The organism is Hyphomicrobium sp. 99 (assembly GCF_000384335.2).
In the GTDB taxonomy this organism is placed as follows: Bacteria; Pseudomonadota; Alphaproteobacteria; order Rhizobiales; family Hyphomicrobiaceae; genus Hyphomicrobium_B.
In genome coordinates this window covers 2,406,604-2,422,452 of the sequence record NZ_KQ031382.1, presented here as the reverse complement: position 1 = coordinate 2,422,452, position 15,849 = coordinate 2,406,604, and the positions used below count along the sequence as shown (strand labels likewise).

The window sequence follows — 15,849 nt, the reverse complement described above, 5'->3', positions numbered from 1 at the left end:
TGCGTGGCCTTGGCGACTCACCTTCGGAGAGCCGGCCGCCAAGGCCAAATTCCATTCAGTCCAATTCGCCTGGAGATTGTGCGCGCCGTACAGCTTCCGTTCAGTCAAGGGCTCCTAAACTTTCAAAAGCCGGAACCAGCAATTGGGAATTGCTGGGAGGCAATAAGCTTGGGAGACCGAAATGCGAAATCTACTTTTAGCGGTGGCGCTGGGACTCGGGATCGGCTTTGCCGCGACCGGAGCTCAGGCCGCTGCAATTGGCAGTGGCAATCTTGCTGCTGTTGAATCGGTTGCGAAGAGCGGCAACAGTGTCGTGGAGAAGACGCATTATCGCCGTTGGCGACATCGTCACCACTATTACGGACGCCCCTATTACCGTCCGTATTACGGGTATGGCTACTATCGTCCCTATCGCCACCACCGTTACTGGCGGCACCACCACCGCCGTCACTGGTAATTCGCTCAGCCGTATGAGGTTGAACGGAAATCGCTACAGGGGGCGGGGCTTAGCCTCGTCCTCTGTAAGGCTGCACGCCTTGGTCGGGTAGCCAGACGTCGTTGGGGAGCGTGCCCGTCTGCCAGAAGACGTCAATCGGGATACCGCCGCGCGGGTACCAGTAGCCGCCGATCCGCAGGAACTTCGGTTCGATGAGGCCGGCGATGCGTTTGCCGATCGCAACGGTGCAATCCTCGTGGAATGCGCCATGGTTGCGAAACGACGCCAGATAAAGCTTCAGAGATTTGCTTTCGAGCAGCCATTGGCCCGGCACGTAGTCGATGACGAGGTGCGCGAAATCGGGCTGACCCGTCACGGGGCAGAGTGACGTGAACTCGGGCGCGGTGAAGCGGGCCACATAATCTGTATCGGCGTGTGGGTTGGCGACGCGTTCAAGCTCGGCGGCTTCGGGGCTGTCCGGTATGCCGACTTGCTTGCCGAGTTGAGTTACGCCCGGCTTTCCCGCTGTCATCGCACGCTACTCCGCCGCCAGACGACGAGCGTCCGGGGAAGGGCCGCGATAGATACAACCTTCACTGCAGCTGTCGCGATGGACCTCGACTTGAACAAGGCCAGGTATGCGGTTCGACAGCCGGTTCCAAATCCACATCGAGATGCGTTCGAGCGTCGGCGCGGCGAGGCCGTCGATATCGTTGAGCATGCGATGGTCGAGCGCGTCTTCCGTCTCGCGGATTGCCGCTGCGAGTTCATCGAAATGGAAGATGTAGCCAGTCGCTTCGCTCGGCTCGCCTTCGACGACGATGCGCGCGCGGAACGAGTGACCGTGCACGCGCGCATTCGGTGTGCCGGGGGCTGCCGACGGCAGGAAATGGGCCGCCTCGAACCTGAATTCCTTGTAAATTTGCATGGCCGCTCAATAAGGGATTTCGACCTGAGGCGCCACCCCCGCCTCCGGGCTCAAACCGCGCCAAACGGGCGCGGAGGCGCGTTTCCGTTAAGGAATTCCCAGGATTTTATGGGTTTGTACGGATAAACGCCATGCCGGATTGGCTTTGCAGTAGGCGATGGCGGCCAGGGTGTTGGCGTGCTGCTCGGGTCCATCCATCGGCTGGAGGAAGCGTTCCTCGAAGTCGAGTTCAAGAAAGCGGGCCGGGTCGCTGCCTTCTTGCGGAAAGACGAGCTTGAGCTCGTTGCCGTGGCGCTGCTTCAGGTCTGCTCCGGCCTTCGGCGAGACACAGATCCAATCGATGGTGTCGAGCACAGGCAGGGTACCGTTGGTTTCGATGGCGATGCGAAAACCGCGGGCATGCAGGGCGTCGACCAGTTCCTGATCGACTTGCAGCATCGGCTCGCCGCCGGTCAGAACGATGAGTGCGGAGTGATTGGATTGTGGTGCGGCGGAGCGGCAGGCGTCTGCGAGAGCATCAGCCGTCTCGAAGCGGCCGCCACCTTCTCCGTCGATGCCGACAAAATCGGTGTCGCAAAACTGGCAGACAGCCTTGGCGCGGTCCTGTTCGCGGCCGCTCCAGAGGTTGCAGCCTGCAAAACGGCAAAATACGGCGGGCGTGCCGGCATTAGCGCCTTCGCCTTGAAGCGTGTAGAAAATCTCCTTGATCGCGTACATGCCGGATACCTACGAAGCGGGACGGCCAAGTCAAGTCCGACGGACGGCAATGGTGACCGGCGCGCGTTCATACCGCAATTTCAACCTCGTAATGGTCGCGTTCGCCGTCGTTCCTCCTCGCGATCAACGTTGCGAAACGCCTGAAATGGGATTTCACCATGCAGCCAAGCTCATCCGCGACCGACAATTTCGGCATCGTCGATCTCGAGACGCTGACCTCAATGAGCGGGCTGGAGTTTCTCAACGGAATGTTGCGGGGAGATCTGCCTGCGCCGCCGATAGCCAAGCTGCTTGGCTTCCAGATGACCGCGGTAGAGCAGGGGCGGACGGTGTTCATCTCCGAGCCGCGCGAAGACCACTACAACCCCATTCGAACGGTGCACGCGGGTTATACTGCGACGCTGCTCGATTCCTGCATGGCTTGCGCGGTGCTTTCGACGTTGCCCAAGGGCACGGGCTTCACGACGATGGAGTTCAAGGTTTCGCTGCTTCGGCCGATGACGAAAGACACAGGAACCGTGCGAGCCGAAGGTACGCTGCTCGCGCGCGGCCGGCGCGGCGCGACGGCGGAAGGGCGATTGACGGACAGCAAAGGCCGGCTGATCGCGCACGCAACGACGACGTGTCTGGTCTTTCCTTTTTAGGAACTGGTCATCCTCGGGCCACTGCCGAAGGTGGCAAAGTTTAATGTTCAGCCTCAGCGATATCGCCGGTTCGGGTATGCCATTCCGTCCAACCTTTGGCGCGAAGATCGCAGGCGGGGCACTTGCCGCAGCCGTAGCCCCACTCGTGGCGATGGGTTCTGTCTCCCATATAGCAGGTGTGGGTGTCTTCCAGAATGATTTTAATAAGCTCTTCGCCGCCGAGTTTCGAGGCGAGTTCCCACGTCGCGGCTTTGTCGATGAACATCAGCGGTGTTTCGATGGTGACGGGCGATGCCAATCCCAATGACAGGGCTTGGGCCATTGCCTGGATCGTGTCGTTCCGGCAATCCGGATAGCCGGAAAAATCCGTTTCGCACATGCCGCCGACGAGCGTGCCGATACCGCGCCGATAGCCGAGGGCTGCCGCGTAGGTGAGAAAGAGAAGATTGCGACCTGGGACGAAAGTCGTCGGCAAGCCGGTCGCCGCGAACGTGATTTCGGTCTCGCGCGTCAACGCCGTATCGCTGATGCTTTGGAGCGCGGGCAAGTCGAGGAGGGCATCGCCGCCCAAGCGATGTCCATAGGGGCCGAGGCGCGGAAGTTTCGAGCGAATGACGTCGCGCTGCTCGAGTTCAACACCGTGGCGCTGGCCATACCTGAATCCGACCGTCTCGACGCGGTCATAGCGGTCAAGCGCCCATGCCAGACATACAGTCGAGTCCTGGCCACCCGAAAAGAGAACTAGAGCAGAAGATTCCGGCACGGTGTGAACGTTCTTTCCTAAAATCACTGTTGATTCGGCTCATCGCGTGAACGAGCGCCCGGTCAGCGCCTTTTTAGCGCAACCCAGGCATCTTGGGCGGGTTTCTCCTCTATTGCAGGAACAAACTGACCCAATCCACTCGTCTCGAGCATGATCTGACCGATAGGGTAGGCGCAACCCCGCCCGCCGGGACTTTGCGGCACTGACAATAGGGTTTAATAACCGGGCGCCAAACTCCCCCCGGATGACCGTCCCACCATAAGAACCAACAGACCAGGAACGCCCATGACCGCCATTGTTGACATCATCGCCCGTGAAATCCTCGACAGCAGAGGTAATCCGACGGTCGAAGTGGATGTGCTCCTCGAAGACGGTTCTGAGGGCCGCGCTGCTGTTCCGTCCGGAGCATCGACGGGAGCTCACGAAGCAATCGAGCTTCGGGACGGCGATAAGGAGCGTTATCAGGGCAAGGGCGTGTGGAAGGCGGTCGATGCCGTCAACGGCGAGATTTTCGATGCGCTTTCCGGCATGGATGCGGAAGAGCAGCGCGGGATCGACGCCGCATTGCTCCAGCTCGACGGAACGGAGAACAAGAGCCGCCTCGGGGCGAACGCCATTCTTGGTGTCTCTCTGGCTGTCGCAAAGGCGGCTGCGAAATCAAACGATCTCCCGCTCTATCGTTATATCGGTGGCGTCAATGCGCACATTCTTCCCGTGCCGATGATGAACATCATCAACGGCGGTGCGCACGCCGACAATCCGATCGACATCCAAGAATTCATGATCATGCCCGTCGCGGCAGAGAGTTGCTCGGATGCCATCCGCGTCGGCGCGGAAATCTTCCACACGTTGAAGAAGAACCTCAAGGACGCCGGTCATAGCACTTCCGTCGGCGACGAGGGCGGCTTCGCGCCTAATCTCAAGAGCGCCGACGAAGCGTTGAGCTTCATCATGAAGTCGATCGAGAAGGCCGGATACAAGCCGGGTGAAGACGTGATGCTGGCGCTCGATTGCGCTTCGACCGAGTATTTCAAGGACGGAAAGTATCAGCTTGTTGGCGAAGGCAAGACGCTCGACAGCGCGGGCAACGCGAAATATCTCGAAGATCTCGTCAACCGGTATCCCATCATTTCGATCGAGGACGGGATGGCCGAGGACGACTGGGCCGGCTGGAAGCTGTTGACCGATCTGATCGGCAAGCGCGTTCAGCTCGTCGGTGATGATCTCTTCGTGACGAATACCGAACGCCTCGAAGAGGGTATCGAGAAGGGCATCGCGAACTCGATCCTTGTGAAGGTCAATCAGATCGGTTCGCTGTCCGAGACGCTTGATGCGGTGAGCATGGCGCAGCGCGCAGGCTATACCGCAGTCATGTCGCATCGTTCGGGTGAGACGGAAGATTCAACGATTGCCGATCTTGCCGTCGCGACGAACTGCGGACAGATCAAGACAGGATCGCTGTCACGTTCAGACCGCTTGGCGAAGTACAATCAGCTCATCCGCATTGAGGAAGAGCTTGGTGCGGTCGCTGTTTACGCGGGCCGGTCGATCTTGAAGCGTACGTCGAGATAAGACGAGTTCGGCCATCAGGGGCGTGCTGGCTGAAACGCCAGTAGAATGTGGCCTTTGTTGGAGGTTTTCTAACGCTACCTCGCGGTATTGTGACGCCGGAACGCCAGAGCGTTCCGTGCGTTCCGTTCGTATGAACGGGAGTGTTATGCGTCAGACAAAATCAGTAATTCTGGGCAGGGCTGATCGTGCCCGGAAGATTGACCGTTATCGGCGTCGCGCTTGGATGCAACGCCGCGTAACGCTGCGAAGCGTCGAGCTTCCCGTGGAGCCTCGACAAGTTCGAGAATACATTCCGGGCGAATATCCAGAGCCTCCGAAATCAAAAGCGGTGGCGCTGATCCGGCGCGGCATCGGATTGATGTCGGATCTGCTGGTCCTTCTTCTTTTCGCTCCGTTCTTTGCCGTGTGGCTTCTATACCGCGGCGCGATGCGGTTAATGCGCAAAGCAAACTGATCAGGAATGTGATCGCGAAGTGAGCTGCAGCAGCGGAACGCTGCAATCGCGGGTGCGTTCCAACCTCGCAAGTCAACAAGACAAAGAGGATGGAAACGCCATGAAGAAGATCATTGCGGCCTGTGCTATCGCGACTCTGTTTGGTATCGCCCCTGTGCTCGCAGCCGACTATTCGAGCGATAATAAGCCGGCTTCCGAGACAAGTTCTGGACCTGGCGTGAAGGGCGCGCCGGGTAGTAAGAACGGTCCCGCCATGGATGCTAACGGTCCAGCGGGGACCAGTGGCGCGAGCACCGGCGATCAGGGCATGTCCCCCTCTCAGGATGCGACCGGTGTGAAGGGTGCGCAAGACAGCACCAACGGTCCGTCCAACAAGAAGCCCGGCGATACTTCGAAGTAATCTGCTTCAAGGCCCCGATTTTCGGGGCCTTTTTTCTGATCGGCGCGGGGCCTCGCGTCTCCAAGTCTTAATCGATATTAACCAATAACTGGGGTGGCACGTCGTTTGCTCGTGATAGGCAACTGGCCCTTCGCCTGATGGGGCTGGATCATCGGTTTTTTCCTATCGAGATGCGGGCGGAGACAGACGTGTTTTTGGATAAACCCCACGCAGAGGCCGTTCGTGAACGGGCAGCTTCCTCACCGGCGCCGAGTGATTTCGATGTGGCAGCGGTTTTGGCAACTCTGTGGCGTCGTCGCTTTTTCCTGCTGATTTGCGGTGTGTTAGGCGCGGGGTTGGCCGTCACGGCTGCCAAGTTCGTTCCGCATCGGTATGTCGCGACAGCCGAACTGCTCGTTGATCCGCGCGACCTCCGTCTGCTCGACAAAGAGGTGATGCCGCGCGCCGGGGAGTCCGATTCCGGCATCACGGTCGTCGAGAGCCAAGTTCAGGTGCTCTCGTCGAACAGTGTTCTAAAACGAGCCATTGCAAAATTGGGGCTCCAGAATGATCCGGAATTCAACGGGACTGCGAGCAACGCTTTGTCGGCTGCGATTTCCCGTCTGACGGGGCAATCGAGTTCCGCGCAGACGGGCGATTTGGAATTGGCGGCCCTGCAGACGCTGCAGCAGCGGATCGGTGTCAAGCGTCCCGAGCGCACGTTTGTGATCGAGTTGTCCGTCAGCTCTAACGATCCGAATAAGTCGGTGCGCATCGGCGACGCCATCATTGCGGCCTATCTGGAAGATCAAGCGCAATACCGGTCATCCAGCAACGAGGGCGCGGCCGAGGCGCTCGATTCCGGCCTCAAGGCCATGCAGGACCAGGTCAACGCTGCGGAAGAAAAAATCGCGTCTTACAAAGCTGCGCATAATCTAGGACTTGCGAGCGGCAAGCTCGTCGTCGAACAGCAGCTCTCCGATGCGAATAATCAGCTCGCACTGGCCCGAGCCAATACCGACCGCATCAAGGCGCAGATCGACGATATCGAGAGATCGCGCGCCACGCCTGAATCCATGCCGGAAATCATGGCGTCGCAGACACTGATCAATCTGAAGAAGCAACTTGCTACCGTTTCCGCGGAACGGGCGAGATTTGGCGCTCAATTGATGCCGAAGCATCCCGTCATGGTGACGATGGCTCAGCAGGAGCGGGCGGTCAGGTCAGAGATGGATCGCGAGATCGCTCGCGTTCTGCAAAGCATCCGCCACGACTACGAACGAGCGAAAGCCAACGAGCAATCGCTGTTGGATTCGGTGGCGCGTCTCAATGGCCAGATGAACGAGGCCGCGAAGGCGCAAATCGAACTGCGCGAGTTGGAGCGCAACTTTGAGGTTACGCAGACGCTTTACCAGCAGTCGGTCGCGCGTTCGCGCGAGACGCGGGAGCAGTCCCGACTGAACACCACGAACGTGAGGATCATCTCTTCGGCGATGCCGCTGTCGGCGCGCGTGTTTCCGCCTCGCGGCGTCATTTTGGCCGCTCTCGGCTTCTTGATCGGGGTGGCCCTCGGCGCCGTGACTGCGGTGCTTCCGCTTGTTCGCGGCCTTATCGGATCGCATGTCCCCGTTGATGCTCCTGCTCCGCGGAGCGCAAGCGCGCGCACTGGCGGTCAGCCACAGCGTGAGAAAGTTGAAGGGACCGCGGGCGAGGCGTCTGCTGCGATTTCGCCAACGTTTTCTTCCGAACATCTAAGGCGGACGGTTGAAGCGCCCTCGAAAAATTCCACCAATGCGAATGTATCAGAAGGCAATTCGGTCACGAGCGAAACTGTTCATCCGAACGCTTTGGTCAGCTCGGTGGAGATTGTGCAGGCAGCTCATTTATCGGGGCGGAAGACGGCGGTCGACACAGCGGGGCCTCTCGCGCAAGCGGACGCCGAGGTATCGGAGGAGAGCGAGGTTATCCCGCTTGCATCGCGCCGGTTGGTCAGCGACATGCGCGCGGCATCTCGTGCGGCGCAGAGCATTTGGCTGCGTGAAGGAACTTCGGCGATGGGGTTGCTGGCACGCAGTGCCGCGAAGTCTTCCGATACGGCTTTCGCAGATCACATTCGATCGCTGCAAGCATACGTAAATGGCGGCGGTAATGGCGGTATCTCGGGCCGGATCGTTTGGTTCGTCGCCAATCATAGTGTGCCTATCAAGCCGGTCATCGCGCTGGCCTACGCTCACACAATCGCTGCGGAAGGCAAAAAGGTTTTGATCGTCGACGGTGATGTGCGGACACCAGGGCTCACGCGTTTGCTGGTTGCGGACGGTGAATTGACTGCGCGCGATGCGCAGGAGGCGAGGGGACGGATCAACAAGACGCGCGAGCCGAACCTCGACGTGCTGATCGTCAGCGATCCCCAGGCTTCTTCGCTCCTAGCCGCGCTTGAGGCGGCAAAAGAAATCTATGAAATTATCGTCGTCGATACGCGGGTTGAAGCGCTCTCTGCAGATCTCGGTGCGGCGAACTCCGTTCTCTTCGTTTCATCCAATCGTCCCAACGAATCGGTTTCGGATTTCGGCGTCGACGCTCTGACGAAAGACATTCCGCGGCTTTGCGGAACCATTCTGACCGCCAAGGGGCTTACGAGTTCGCATGCGGCAATCGCTGCACATGCCGTCTGAACTCAGCCGCCGGAAAGTGCTGACTTTGACGGCTGCCGCTGGCGTTTTGCTGGCTTCGAAGCGTGGCAGCGCAGACGAGCGATTGAAGTTCGACGTCGTCGGCAACGAGCTGCATTTTGGTGGCCGGCCGATCCGCTTGATGGGCGTCGGAGTTGGCGATCCGGTGTACGTTCGCAGCGGGCGGCCGCTTAGTGATTACGAAGTTCTGGTGCGGGACTGGCAGTGTTCAGCGGTTCGGATCAGCATTCATCCGGGACATTGGCGTCACGACCCAGACCATGCCTTTGCGCTGCTCGAGCGTGATGTTTCAGCAGCCCGCGCGGCGAGTCTTTTCGTCATCGTTGATTGGCACGCGATCGGTTTTCCAGGCCGCTATGCGGAGCCCGTGGATCCGAGTTGGGGTTTGCCTCTCGATGCCTTCGCTTCCGATGAAGCGTTGGCGCTCGATTTCTGGCGCAGAATATCCACGCGGTTTGGTGGGGACACAGGAATCCTTTTCGAACTCTGGAATGAGCCGGTTTATGACGGGAAGCTGTGGCGGAGCACGGGCGAGCATTGGCCATTCCTCAAGGCCCTTTGGATCCGTCTGATCGCTGAAATCAGATCGCGGTCGGATGCGATCATCATCGTAGCCGGTGGGCGATGGGCTCACGATCTCAAGGGCGTCGCGAATGATCTGATCGATGATCCGCGCGTCATCTATTCCTGGCATTGCTATCCCAATGAGGATCGGGGAGTCGCTTCGCGCTGGCTCGACAGTCTCGGCGGCCTTCCGGCTGTCAAACCGGTGGTCGTGACCGAATGGGGTTTCACCAGAGAGGGTGACGATGCGATCCGGGGAACGCCAGAAAACTTCGGCATTCCGTTCACCCGCGATGTTCTAGAGCCGCTCAAGCTCCACTCAATGGCATGGTGCTTCAGTTCGGGCGCGACACCGCGATTGCTCGCACCGGATGATGTAACGCCGTCTGAGTATGGTGCGTTCGTTAAAGACTATCTGGCACATTCATGGCGGCCTCAGACTTAACCCGAGGGTCGGCAGATATGATTTCGACGAAAGCGATAGGGCAACCCGGCGCGCAGAGCGAAAGCGATCTGGCAAGTGCGGTTCGTCCGTTCCTCTTGCTGATCGTGCTGCTCGTCTATTGGATTTCGTTCGAGCCGTTCCATGACCGTTCCGGCGCCGATCTTGCCGGTCCGCTCGGAGGCGGCAACATCGCCAATCAGATCGTATTCCCGTTGCTATTCGTGATTTTGGCCGGCTTCACGCTGGCGACGAAGCCGGCGCATTTTCGCAATGTTGCCGCGTTGCCGTTCGTTGCGTTCATGATTTGGCTGCTGATCACGAATGTCGTTTCGGCCGATCCGGCAACAGGCCTAAAGCGGGGTCTGTTCGAAATCATTTCCATGACGATTGCAGCGATGGCTGTCGGGCTGCCGCAAAGTCCCCGTCAGTTCGCCAATCAGTTGGCAATTGCAGCGCTCGCCGTCCTCGCCCTTTGTTACTTCGGCGTTGCGTTCTTGCCGTCGCTTTCAATCCATTCGACGGGCGACACCTTGGAGAAGGAACTCGCCGGAAATTGGCGCGGCTTTTTCAATCATAAGAATGAAGCCGGCGCGATGATGGTTGTGCTTATCTTCACCGGCTTGTTCATCAAAGATGCCGGGAAGAAATGGGCGGGCTGGCTGATCGTCGGCCTCGCATCGGTATTTCTTCTGTTCTCGGTATCGAAGACCTCGATTGCTCTCGTCCCGTTCACGCTTGCGCTGGCGGCATTGGTTTATCGGGCGCGTAGCGGTTGGCTAAGGGCAGTGCTCATCCTTCTGCCGCTCGTCCTTCTCAATGTGGCGACCGTCGGATCGAGTTGGCCAGGCCCTGTCCGGTCGCTCGTTGCGCTCGTTCTGCCGGATGCGAGCTTCACTGGACGGACAGATCTCTGGCGCTTCTCGATGGAGCAGACGGCCGAGCATCCGATCTTCGGATATGGGCTCACGGGCCCTTGGCGTACGAACGAACTCATGTACCGCGACAAGCTTCCCGCTGAGCCGGAGGATATCTCCGGGTGGGTGGAGGAACTCGGAACGGACTCCCACAACAGCTATCTTGAAGCCGCACTGCAGTTCGGCATCCCCGGCTTGGTATTGCTGCTGCTTGCCGTGATCTATCAGCCGATGCGCGACTTCGGAACGGCGCTCCGGGTTTCAAACAGTCCGGCGCTTGTCCGTTATTTCCTGAGACTATGGATTTACGTGCTTTACACAGCATCGCTGGAGACGGTGCTGGTCTCGCGCAACAATCCGGTCTGGTTCATGGCCCTGATGGCCATTGTCGGGATGCATTTGCTGGCGCGCTTCCCGGTCGCCGAAGAGGATCGCTCCTCCTAGGCGCGAACGCCGATGGCGGTGAGTGCTTCGTCCACAGCCAGACACTGAATTCCGCGGGCTTTCGCGGCCCTCACTGCCATATCGAGATGCGTGGGTGAGGCGCCGATCCAGCTTGGGTTCGGCGTGACGTCATGCGTATAGAAGATGACCCAGGCGTTCGTTGCGATTGCGTGATCGAGAATGGCGTTGATCGATTTCTCGGTGCTTGTGCGGTCGTAAAGCTCGACCGAGCGCAACATCGCGAGATCGATGAGGCCGGAGTTCAGTCCCGTGTAGATGCTGCGGCAGCTGGTGAACTGCGCGTCGAGCTGGAACTTCCGCGGAAAAGAAACATTGCCGAACGGATAAGCGAAATTCTTGCTGACTGCACTTCCGCCAACGTCACGCAGCGCCTCGAAGCATCGTTGTGTTTCGCGCGCGAGATCCGATTGCGTGAGGCTCTGAACCTTGACGTGACTGTAAGTGTGACAACCGATCTCGTGCCCTGAACGAGCCAGGTCCGCCACACCACGCATGTCGATGACGGTCCAATGCTCGTCTTGCGTTCCGCAGATTCCGGGCGCGACGTAGAAGGTTCCACGCACGCCATGCCGATCCAGAATGCGGGCGCCGTTCGTTCGCGCAGAATCTGGAACATCATCGAATGTGAAACTTACGATGGGGTGTGCATTTTTCGCGCGAACAGGCTTGGTCGGCACGATACGCGCGAGATAGCGCGAGCCACTTGCGCAAAGTCCTGTCAGTCGCTTCGGCGCCCGCTCTGAGCCTCTTGCGCCAACCCATTCACTGTTCGCCGTGATGCTGTTCATGGTCTCACCCGAGTTGCAGGTTGGCAATGAGGCAGCGGGCTGCTTGCCGCGCTGTATGTCGTTCGGCGGCGAGTTTCAGTAAAGGACGGTCTGTCGGCGTTATTAATGCCTGCTCGATCGCCTCTGAGAGCGCCTTTGAATTTCCCACCGGAACGAGACGGCCCAGCCGGCCGTCTTCCAAAACTTCGCGAGGCCCATACGGACAATCGGTGGAAACAACGGCGGTACCGCAGGCAAGTGCTTCAATCAGCACGTTGCCGAGCCCTTCAAACTTCGACGAACTGACGAGTACTTCTGCTTTGAGGAGCCATTCGAAGGGATCGTTCGTCGCGCCGGCCAGGGTGACGCTATCTTTGAGGCCGAGACGTGCGATGGCGTCTTCGAGCGCCGGGCGCATCGGACCCTCGCCAACGATGACGAGGTGAGCGGGGACGCGTGCGCTAAGAAGAGCGAACGCTTCGATCAAAGTCAGATGGTCTTTCTCCGGCGAAAGACGACCGATAGCAACGAGCAGGCCTTTTTCACGAGTTTCGTCGGTTGCTTCAGTGAGGGCCAAACGCTCGACCGTTTGCGGATCGATGACGGCGTTCGACCTCATTACGGTGATCCGCTCGGCCGGCACGCCGAAGTTCGAAATGAGATCGCGGCGGGCGCCGTCCGTCAGCGTGAGGACACGATCTGCCCGACTGTAGACGTATGCGGCGAGGCGGAACGCGAGGCGATTTTGAAAGTAGGGATCCAGTCTTTTCGCGATCGAAGGTGCTGTCACTTCTCGCAGCACGAGGCGGGGGCGGATTTTCGATGCCAGCAATCGGACCGCGGCGAAGGCCGCCAAATTGGCCGCTGCTTCGGAGCTCAGGAGCTCAGTTGGTCTCAGCTGACGTATCGCGTTGCTCAGAGCGCTGACTGCCGTTGCGAGGCGTTTCGCCGGAACGTGATGAATGGCCACGCCGTCGGTCACGAGGCGTCTCAGCCTACCTTCGGGAACGAGGGTCAGAATACTGACCTTCATGCCGGTCTCGGAGAGACTGTTTGCGAGCAGAATTGCGTCGCGCTGAGCGCCTCCGCCATCAAGGGCGCGAATGAAAAATGCGACGTGCGGCTGACGCGGCTCGGAGTCAGCACGAGCGATCCGGGCGATGTCCGACGCGCCGCCAATGTCTCTGTCGAGCTTGGCATGGAAAGTGGATTTCAGGTTTGTCTCGTGAAGCATCATGGGACCGACCCATGCCAAAAGCATGCCTAAATCGGCACCTATCCGCTGCCCTTCCGCGAAAGTGAAAATGACAACGCGTCCCAAAATCGAGCAATGCAGCCTGTGTAAGGCATTCCCGGAATGATTTTGCGCCACACCGCGATTTATATCGGGTCACGGGTGTTCGCAGCCGCGCTCAACCTGTTGTCGGTAGCGCTCTTCGCGCGCCTCGCGGGACCGGAGACGTTCGGCGCCTATCTGCTTTATCTCGCATCGGCCTACATCATTTACGGCTTCGCGATCCAATGGCTGCGGATGTCGTTCTTCGCAGTCTATACGGCGGATCACTCGCTCTCGATTGTTGGCACGTTCATTCGCACGATGTGCCTGTTCGTGTGCCTGGTCGTTCTCATCGCGGCGTTAACTGTTTGGGCAGGACTTTACAGCGCCGATGTCGTCGCCGGCACCATCATGCCGACAATTGGTCTCGCGGTATTCGAAACGTTCTACGAGATTTCGCGCGCGCGGCTGAAGGTGGAATTGGTCGGCTTAGCCGTGCTGCTCCGTGCGCTTTTCGTCCCGCTTGGTGGCGCTGCCGCATTCGCGTTAACGGGGACCGCGACAGGCCTCGCGGGAGGCGTTGCTGCCGCTCACATTTTGGCGGCCGTGCCGCTGATCCGTGAAGGATGGTCAGGGATTTGGGCGAAGTATTCGGCCGACGTCGCGCGTCAGTATCTAAAATATGGGTCTCCGTTGATCCTGGCTTTCGGCATCAACGCCGTCGGCCAAAGTGGCGATCGATTGCTGCTGGGAAGATTAGATAGCGTCGGTGCCGTCGGACCTTACGGCGCTGTCGGCGATCTCATTAAGCAAAGCCTGGTCGTGGTATCCGAGGCGGTCGCCGGATCGTACATGCCACATGCGAAGCGGGCCGCGAGCGACGGCGACAGCGCGCAAACCCGAGTCATCCTTACCGAGGCGTTCCGGGCATATGCCTTCATAACGGCATTCGGATCGGCGTTTATTCTGTGCTTTGCTCCGGACGTCGTGAAAATTTTGTTTGGCGCGCATTACGCGGACGCTGCGGGATCTCTCGTGCCGTACTTTACGCTGGCAACGGCATTTTACGTTTTCCGCGCGTTCTACTTCGGTCAGGCGATCTATTTTCTGGAAAGCTCATCTGCTGAACTCTATGCCTCGACAGCCACGGTGGCTGCGGGTGCGGTTGCGGCGCTGTTGCTCATTCCACTTTATGGGGCGACCGGCGCGGCGCTCGCGGTGCTCTCGGCTCAGGCTGCGGGCTGTTTTGTAGCTGCCTTGGCGGCTAGACGGTGGCGGGCTATGCCGCTTCCTGTTCTCGATCTTTGTGGAATAGCCGGCGTTGCGGCTATCGCTGCTTTCCTAGCTGATGCCGCTGCTCTCCTACCGGTTGGCTACGTGACTTTGGTTGTTATGAGGTTCGGTTTGATCAGCCTCGGAGCGTGCTTGATCATCAAGGCCTATGACATCTTCGGCCTTGGGATTTGGACCCAGAAGCTCACATTTCGGAAGCTCTCCGCTCTGCGGCTCGTTTAATCGGTTGTGGGCTCATCCGGCGCGGCGATATTCGGTGCCGGTGACCAGTTCAGCGTACGACTCGAGCATCCGGCTTCGTGAATATTTGGCGCGGATCGATTGCGTGAAATCGCGGATTGCGTCGCTTGTCCGGTTGAGTGCGCGCTGTTTCTCGATCGCTTCGGCGAGTGCCCGCGGATCATCGGTTCCGACGAATCCGACAAGCTGTTCGCCGCCGGTAGAGAGGACCTCGCGCAATACCGGAAGATCCGCGGCCACGATCGGAACGCCAGCCATCGCTGCTTCGACTGCCGCAAGCCCGAACGTTTCCCATTTGGAGGGAAACACGAACATGTCGACGGCGCCGAGCAGATCGCCCAGGGCATCGCGAGATACAACTCCGAGGAAGTGGATTCGATCTGCAACTCCAAGGGATCGTGCCAATTCTCTGAGGGAAGCTTCGTTTGGCCCGCCGCCGGCAAGGATGAGACGCGCGGCGCGAACATGCGGCAGTGCGCGAATGATCTGATCCTGACCTTTCTGATCGCAAAGCCTGCCAGCGTTGAGCAAAAGCAGGCCGTCGTCGGGGATGGCGTATCGAGCGAGGACGGCGGCACGGGGATAGCGCGCTACGGGCGCATCGAGTCCGTGGTCGATCCTGCGAAGGTATTTCCGGTAGGCGCGCGGATAATGGCCGAATGCGTGTTCTGTTGCCGCCGAGTTTGCGATGTTGACGCTGTAGAGCCCAGCTGAGCCCATAGCCGTGTCGATCGCGCGGACTGCGGGGTGAATTTCGCCGGGCATGGCGGTCTGATGTACGATGCGTTTCTTGCAGCCGACGATGGTACCCACGATGCCAACCAAGACGGAAGCCGTCGATTGATAGGCGATGAGCGTGTCGGGCCGCTTTCGTACAATCGCCGAGATGGCGCTAGCGATGCCGCGCAGCTTCTGTGCCGTGGTGGCACTGATATTCGGGTAGATGAACCGCGTCTCGACGTCGGCTCCGCTCTGCCGAAGGCCGTCAGAAATCATCTCCGCCAGCGCTTCGACGCCGCCGCCTTCGTTGCTATGGACGAGCTGCAACACGGAGGTTTTGCGCCGCTGGATGCCTGCAAAGTACCGGTTACGGGTTGGCGAATAAGCGCCCCCACCAGCTAGCTCGAGCCTCTCGGTTAGGGAAAGCTTGCGCGATGTCCCAAAATGAAACCGGTTCTTTTGCAACGGTGATGCTCCCTCAACCCGATGATCGTTTTCGGGCCTATGGCGCATGCCGTTGCAAACCTGCCGCCAGTTGGAGCTGATCTGTTCTGTGACGTTACTTTAGCGGCGATGATT

15 protein-coding genes are annotated in these 15,849 nt (G+C 59.3%); 8 read left to right on the top strand and 7 right to left on the bottom strand.

All coding sequences use genetic code 11. The features are described 5' to 3' along the window. Nucleotides 1-181: 181 nt before the first annotated feature. The gene (locus tag G359_RS20025) at nucleotides 182-457 is read left to right on the top strand and encodes a hypothetical protein (RefSeq protein ID WP_082072907.1); all 276 of its coding nucleotides are present in this window, start codon (nucleotides 182-184) and stop codon (nucleotides 455-457) included. A 49-nt stretch (nucleotides 458-506) separates the two neighbouring features. Here the strand turns inward: G359_RS20025 and queF are convergent, their stop codons facing one another. The 3 genes from queF to queE all read right to left on the bottom strand — a co-directional run bounded on the left by queF (nucleotide 507) and on the right by queE (nucleotide 2,081). Further along, a complete protein-coding gene (gene queF, locus G359_RS11650) occupies nucleotides 507-968 on the bottom strand; it encodes a preQ(1) synthase (protein ID WP_045836270.1) in 462 nt (153 codons plus the stop codon). Between the two features lie 6 nt (nucleotides 969-974). Continuing rightward, the gene (locus G359_RS11645; protein WP_045836269.1) at nucleotides 975-1,364 is read right to left on the bottom strand and encodes a 6-pyruvoyl trahydropterin synthase family protein; all 390 of its coding nucleotides are present in this window, start codon (nucleotides 1,362-1,364) and stop codon (nucleotides 975-977) included. An 87-nt stretch (nucleotides 1,365-1,451) separates the two neighbouring features. After that, a complete protein-coding gene (gene queE / locus G359_RS11640) occupies nucleotides 1,452-2,081 on the bottom strand; it encodes a 7-carboxy-7-deazaguanine synthase (protein WP_045836268.1) in 630 nt (209 codons plus the stop codon). 158 nt (nucleotides 2,082-2,239) lie between these two features. Here queE and G359_RS11635 point away from each other — a divergent pair, with 158 nt between their 5' ends. Next, nucleotides 2,240-2,725 (top strand): PaaI family thioesterase, encoded by a 486-nt coding sequence (locus G359_RS11635; protein ID WP_045836267.1) that lies wholly within the window; start codon nucleotides 2,240-2,242, stop codon nucleotides 2,723-2,725. A gap of 40 nt (nucleotides 2,726-2,765) precedes the next feature. On the opposite strand, the gene queC is transcribed toward G359_RS11635, so the two are convergent. Continuing rightward, on the bottom strand, nucleotides 2,766-3,488 hold the full coding sequence (gene queC / locus G359_RS11630) for a 7-cyano-7-deazaguanine synthase QueC (RefSeq protein WP_045836266.1): 723 nt from the start codon (nucleotides 3,486-3,488) through the stop codon (nucleotides 2,766-2,768). A 285-nt stretch (nucleotides 3,489-3,773) separates the two neighbouring features. On the opposite strand from queC, the gene eno reads away from it, so the two are divergent. The 5 genes from eno (at nucleotide 3,774) to G359_RS11600 (ending at nucleotide 10,953) form a co-directional block, all read left to right on the top strand. Then, nucleotides 3,774-5,060 (top strand): phosphopyruvate hydratase, encoded by a 1,287-nt coding sequence (gene eno, locus G359_RS11625; protein ID WP_045836265.1) that lies wholly within the window; start codon nucleotides 3,774-3,776, stop codon nucleotides 5,058-5,060. 554 nt (nucleotides 5,061-5,614) lie between these two features. After that, nucleotides 5,615-5,914 (top strand): hypothetical protein, encoded by a 300-nt coding sequence (locus G359_RS11615; RefSeq protein WP_156150745.1) that lies wholly within the window; start codon nucleotides 5,615-5,617, stop codon nucleotides 5,912-5,914. A gap of 188 nt (nucleotides 5,915-6,102) precedes the next feature. Beyond that, nucleotides 6,103-8,568 (top strand): exopolysaccharide transport family protein, encoded by a 2,466-nt coding sequence (locus G359_RS11610; protein WP_197077566.1) that lies wholly within the window; start codon nucleotides 6,103-6,105, stop codon nucleotides 8,566-8,568. Further along, nucleotides 8,540-9,595, top strand: coding sequence for a glycoside hydrolase family 5 protein (locus G359_RS11605; protein ID WP_045836262.1), 1,056 nt, complete (start codon nucleotides 8,540-8,542; stop codon nucleotides 9,593-9,595). The genes G359_RS11610 and G359_RS11605 overlap by 29 nt, the downstream gene beginning before the upstream one ends. A 17-nt stretch (nucleotides 9,596-9,612) precedes the next feature. After that, nucleotides 9,613-10,953, top strand: a complete 1,341-nt coding sequence (locus G359_RS11600) for an O-antigen ligase family protein (protein WP_045836261.1) — start codon at nucleotides 9,613-9,615, stop codon at nucleotides 10,951-10,953. Here G359_RS11600 and G359_RS11595 read toward each other — a convergent pair. Both G359_RS11595 and G359_RS11590 read right to left on the bottom strand, forming a co-directional pair. Beyond that, nucleotides 10,950-11,762, bottom strand: coding sequence for a polysaccharide deacetylase family protein (locus G359_RS11595; RefSeq protein WP_052699333.1), 813 nt, complete (start codon nucleotides 11,760-11,762; stop codon nucleotides 10,950-10,952). The genes G359_RS11600 and G359_RS11595 overlap by 4 nt on opposite strands. Nucleotides 11,763-11,766: 4 nt before the next feature. Then, complete coding sequence (locus G359_RS11590; protein ID WP_197077565.1) at nucleotides 11,767-12,978, bottom strand: glycosyltransferase; 1,212 nt, start codon at nucleotides 12,976-12,978, stop codon at nucleotides 11,767-11,769. A 120-nt stretch (nucleotides 12,979-13,098) separates the two neighbouring features. Between G359_RS11590 and G359_RS11585 the strand changes: the two genes are divergently transcribed. Beyond that, on the top strand, nucleotides 13,099-14,532 hold the full coding sequence (locus G359_RS11585) for a lipopolysaccharide biosynthesis protein (protein WP_052699331.1): 1,434 nt from the start codon (nucleotides 13,099-13,101) through the stop codon (nucleotides 14,530-14,532). Between the two features lie 12 nt (nucleotides 14,533-14,544). Here the strand turns inward: G359_RS11585 and G359_RS11580 are convergent, their stop codons facing one another. Continuing rightward, complete coding sequence (locus G359_RS11580) at nucleotides 14,545-15,600, bottom strand: glycosyltransferase family 4 protein (RefSeq protein ID WP_197077564.1); 1,056 nt, start codon at nucleotides 15,598-15,600, stop codon at nucleotides 14,545-14,547. Nucleotides 15,601-15,849 lie beyond the last annotated feature (249 nt).

What these genes read in the sequence shown, in the direction of transcription:
- queE (WP_045836268.1), bottom strand. Translation starts at nt 2,081, where the DNA reads ATGTACGCGATCAAGGAGATTTTCTACACGCTTCAAGGCGAAGGCGCT.
- G359_RS11595 (WP_052699333.1), bottom strand. Translation starts at nt 11,762, where the DNA reads ATGAACAGCATCACGGCGAACAGTGAATGGGTTGGCGCAAGAGGCTCA.
- G359_RS11590 (WP_197077565.1), bottom strand. Translation starts at nt 12,978, where the DNA reads ATGATGCTTCACGAGACAAACCTGAAATCCACTTTCCATGCCAAGCTC.
- G359_RS11605 (WP_045836262.1), top strand. Translation starts at nt 8,540, where the DNA reads ATGCGGCAATCGCTGCACATGCCGTCTGAACTCAGCCGCCGGAAAGTG.
- G359_RS11645 (WP_045836269.1), bottom strand. Translation starts at nt 1,364, where the DNA reads ATGCAAATTTACAAGGAATTCAGGTTCGAGGCGGCCCATTTCCTGCCG.
- G359_RS11615 (WP_156150745.1), top strand. Translation starts at nt 5,615, where the DNA reads ATGAAGAAGATCATTGCGGCCTGTGCTATCGCGACTCTGTTTGGTATC.
- G359_RS20025 (WP_082072907.1), top strand. Translation starts at nt 182, where the DNA reads ATGCGAAATCTACTTTTAGCGGTGGCGCTGGGACTCGGGATCGGCTTT.
- G359_RS11585 (WP_052699331.1), top strand. Translation starts at nt 13,099, where the DNA reads ATGATTTTGCGCCACACCGCGATTTATATCGGGTCACGGGTGTTCGCA.
- queF (WP_045836270.1), bottom strand. Translation starts at nt 968, where the DNA reads ATGACAGCGGGAAAGCCGGGCGTAACTCAACTCGGCAAGCAAGTCGGC.
- eno (WP_045836265.1), top strand. Translation starts at nt 3,774, where the DNA reads ATGACCGCCATTGTTGACATCATCGCCCGTGAAATCCTCGACAGCAGA.
- G359_RS11635 (WP_045836267.1), top strand. Translation starts at nt 2,240, where the DNA reads ATGCAGCCAAGCTCATCCGCGACCGACAATTTCGGCATCGTCGATCTC.
- G359_RS11600 (WP_045836261.1), top strand. Translation starts at nt 9,613, where the DNA reads ATGATTTCGACGAAAGCGATAGGGCAACCCGGCGCGCAGAGCGAAAGC.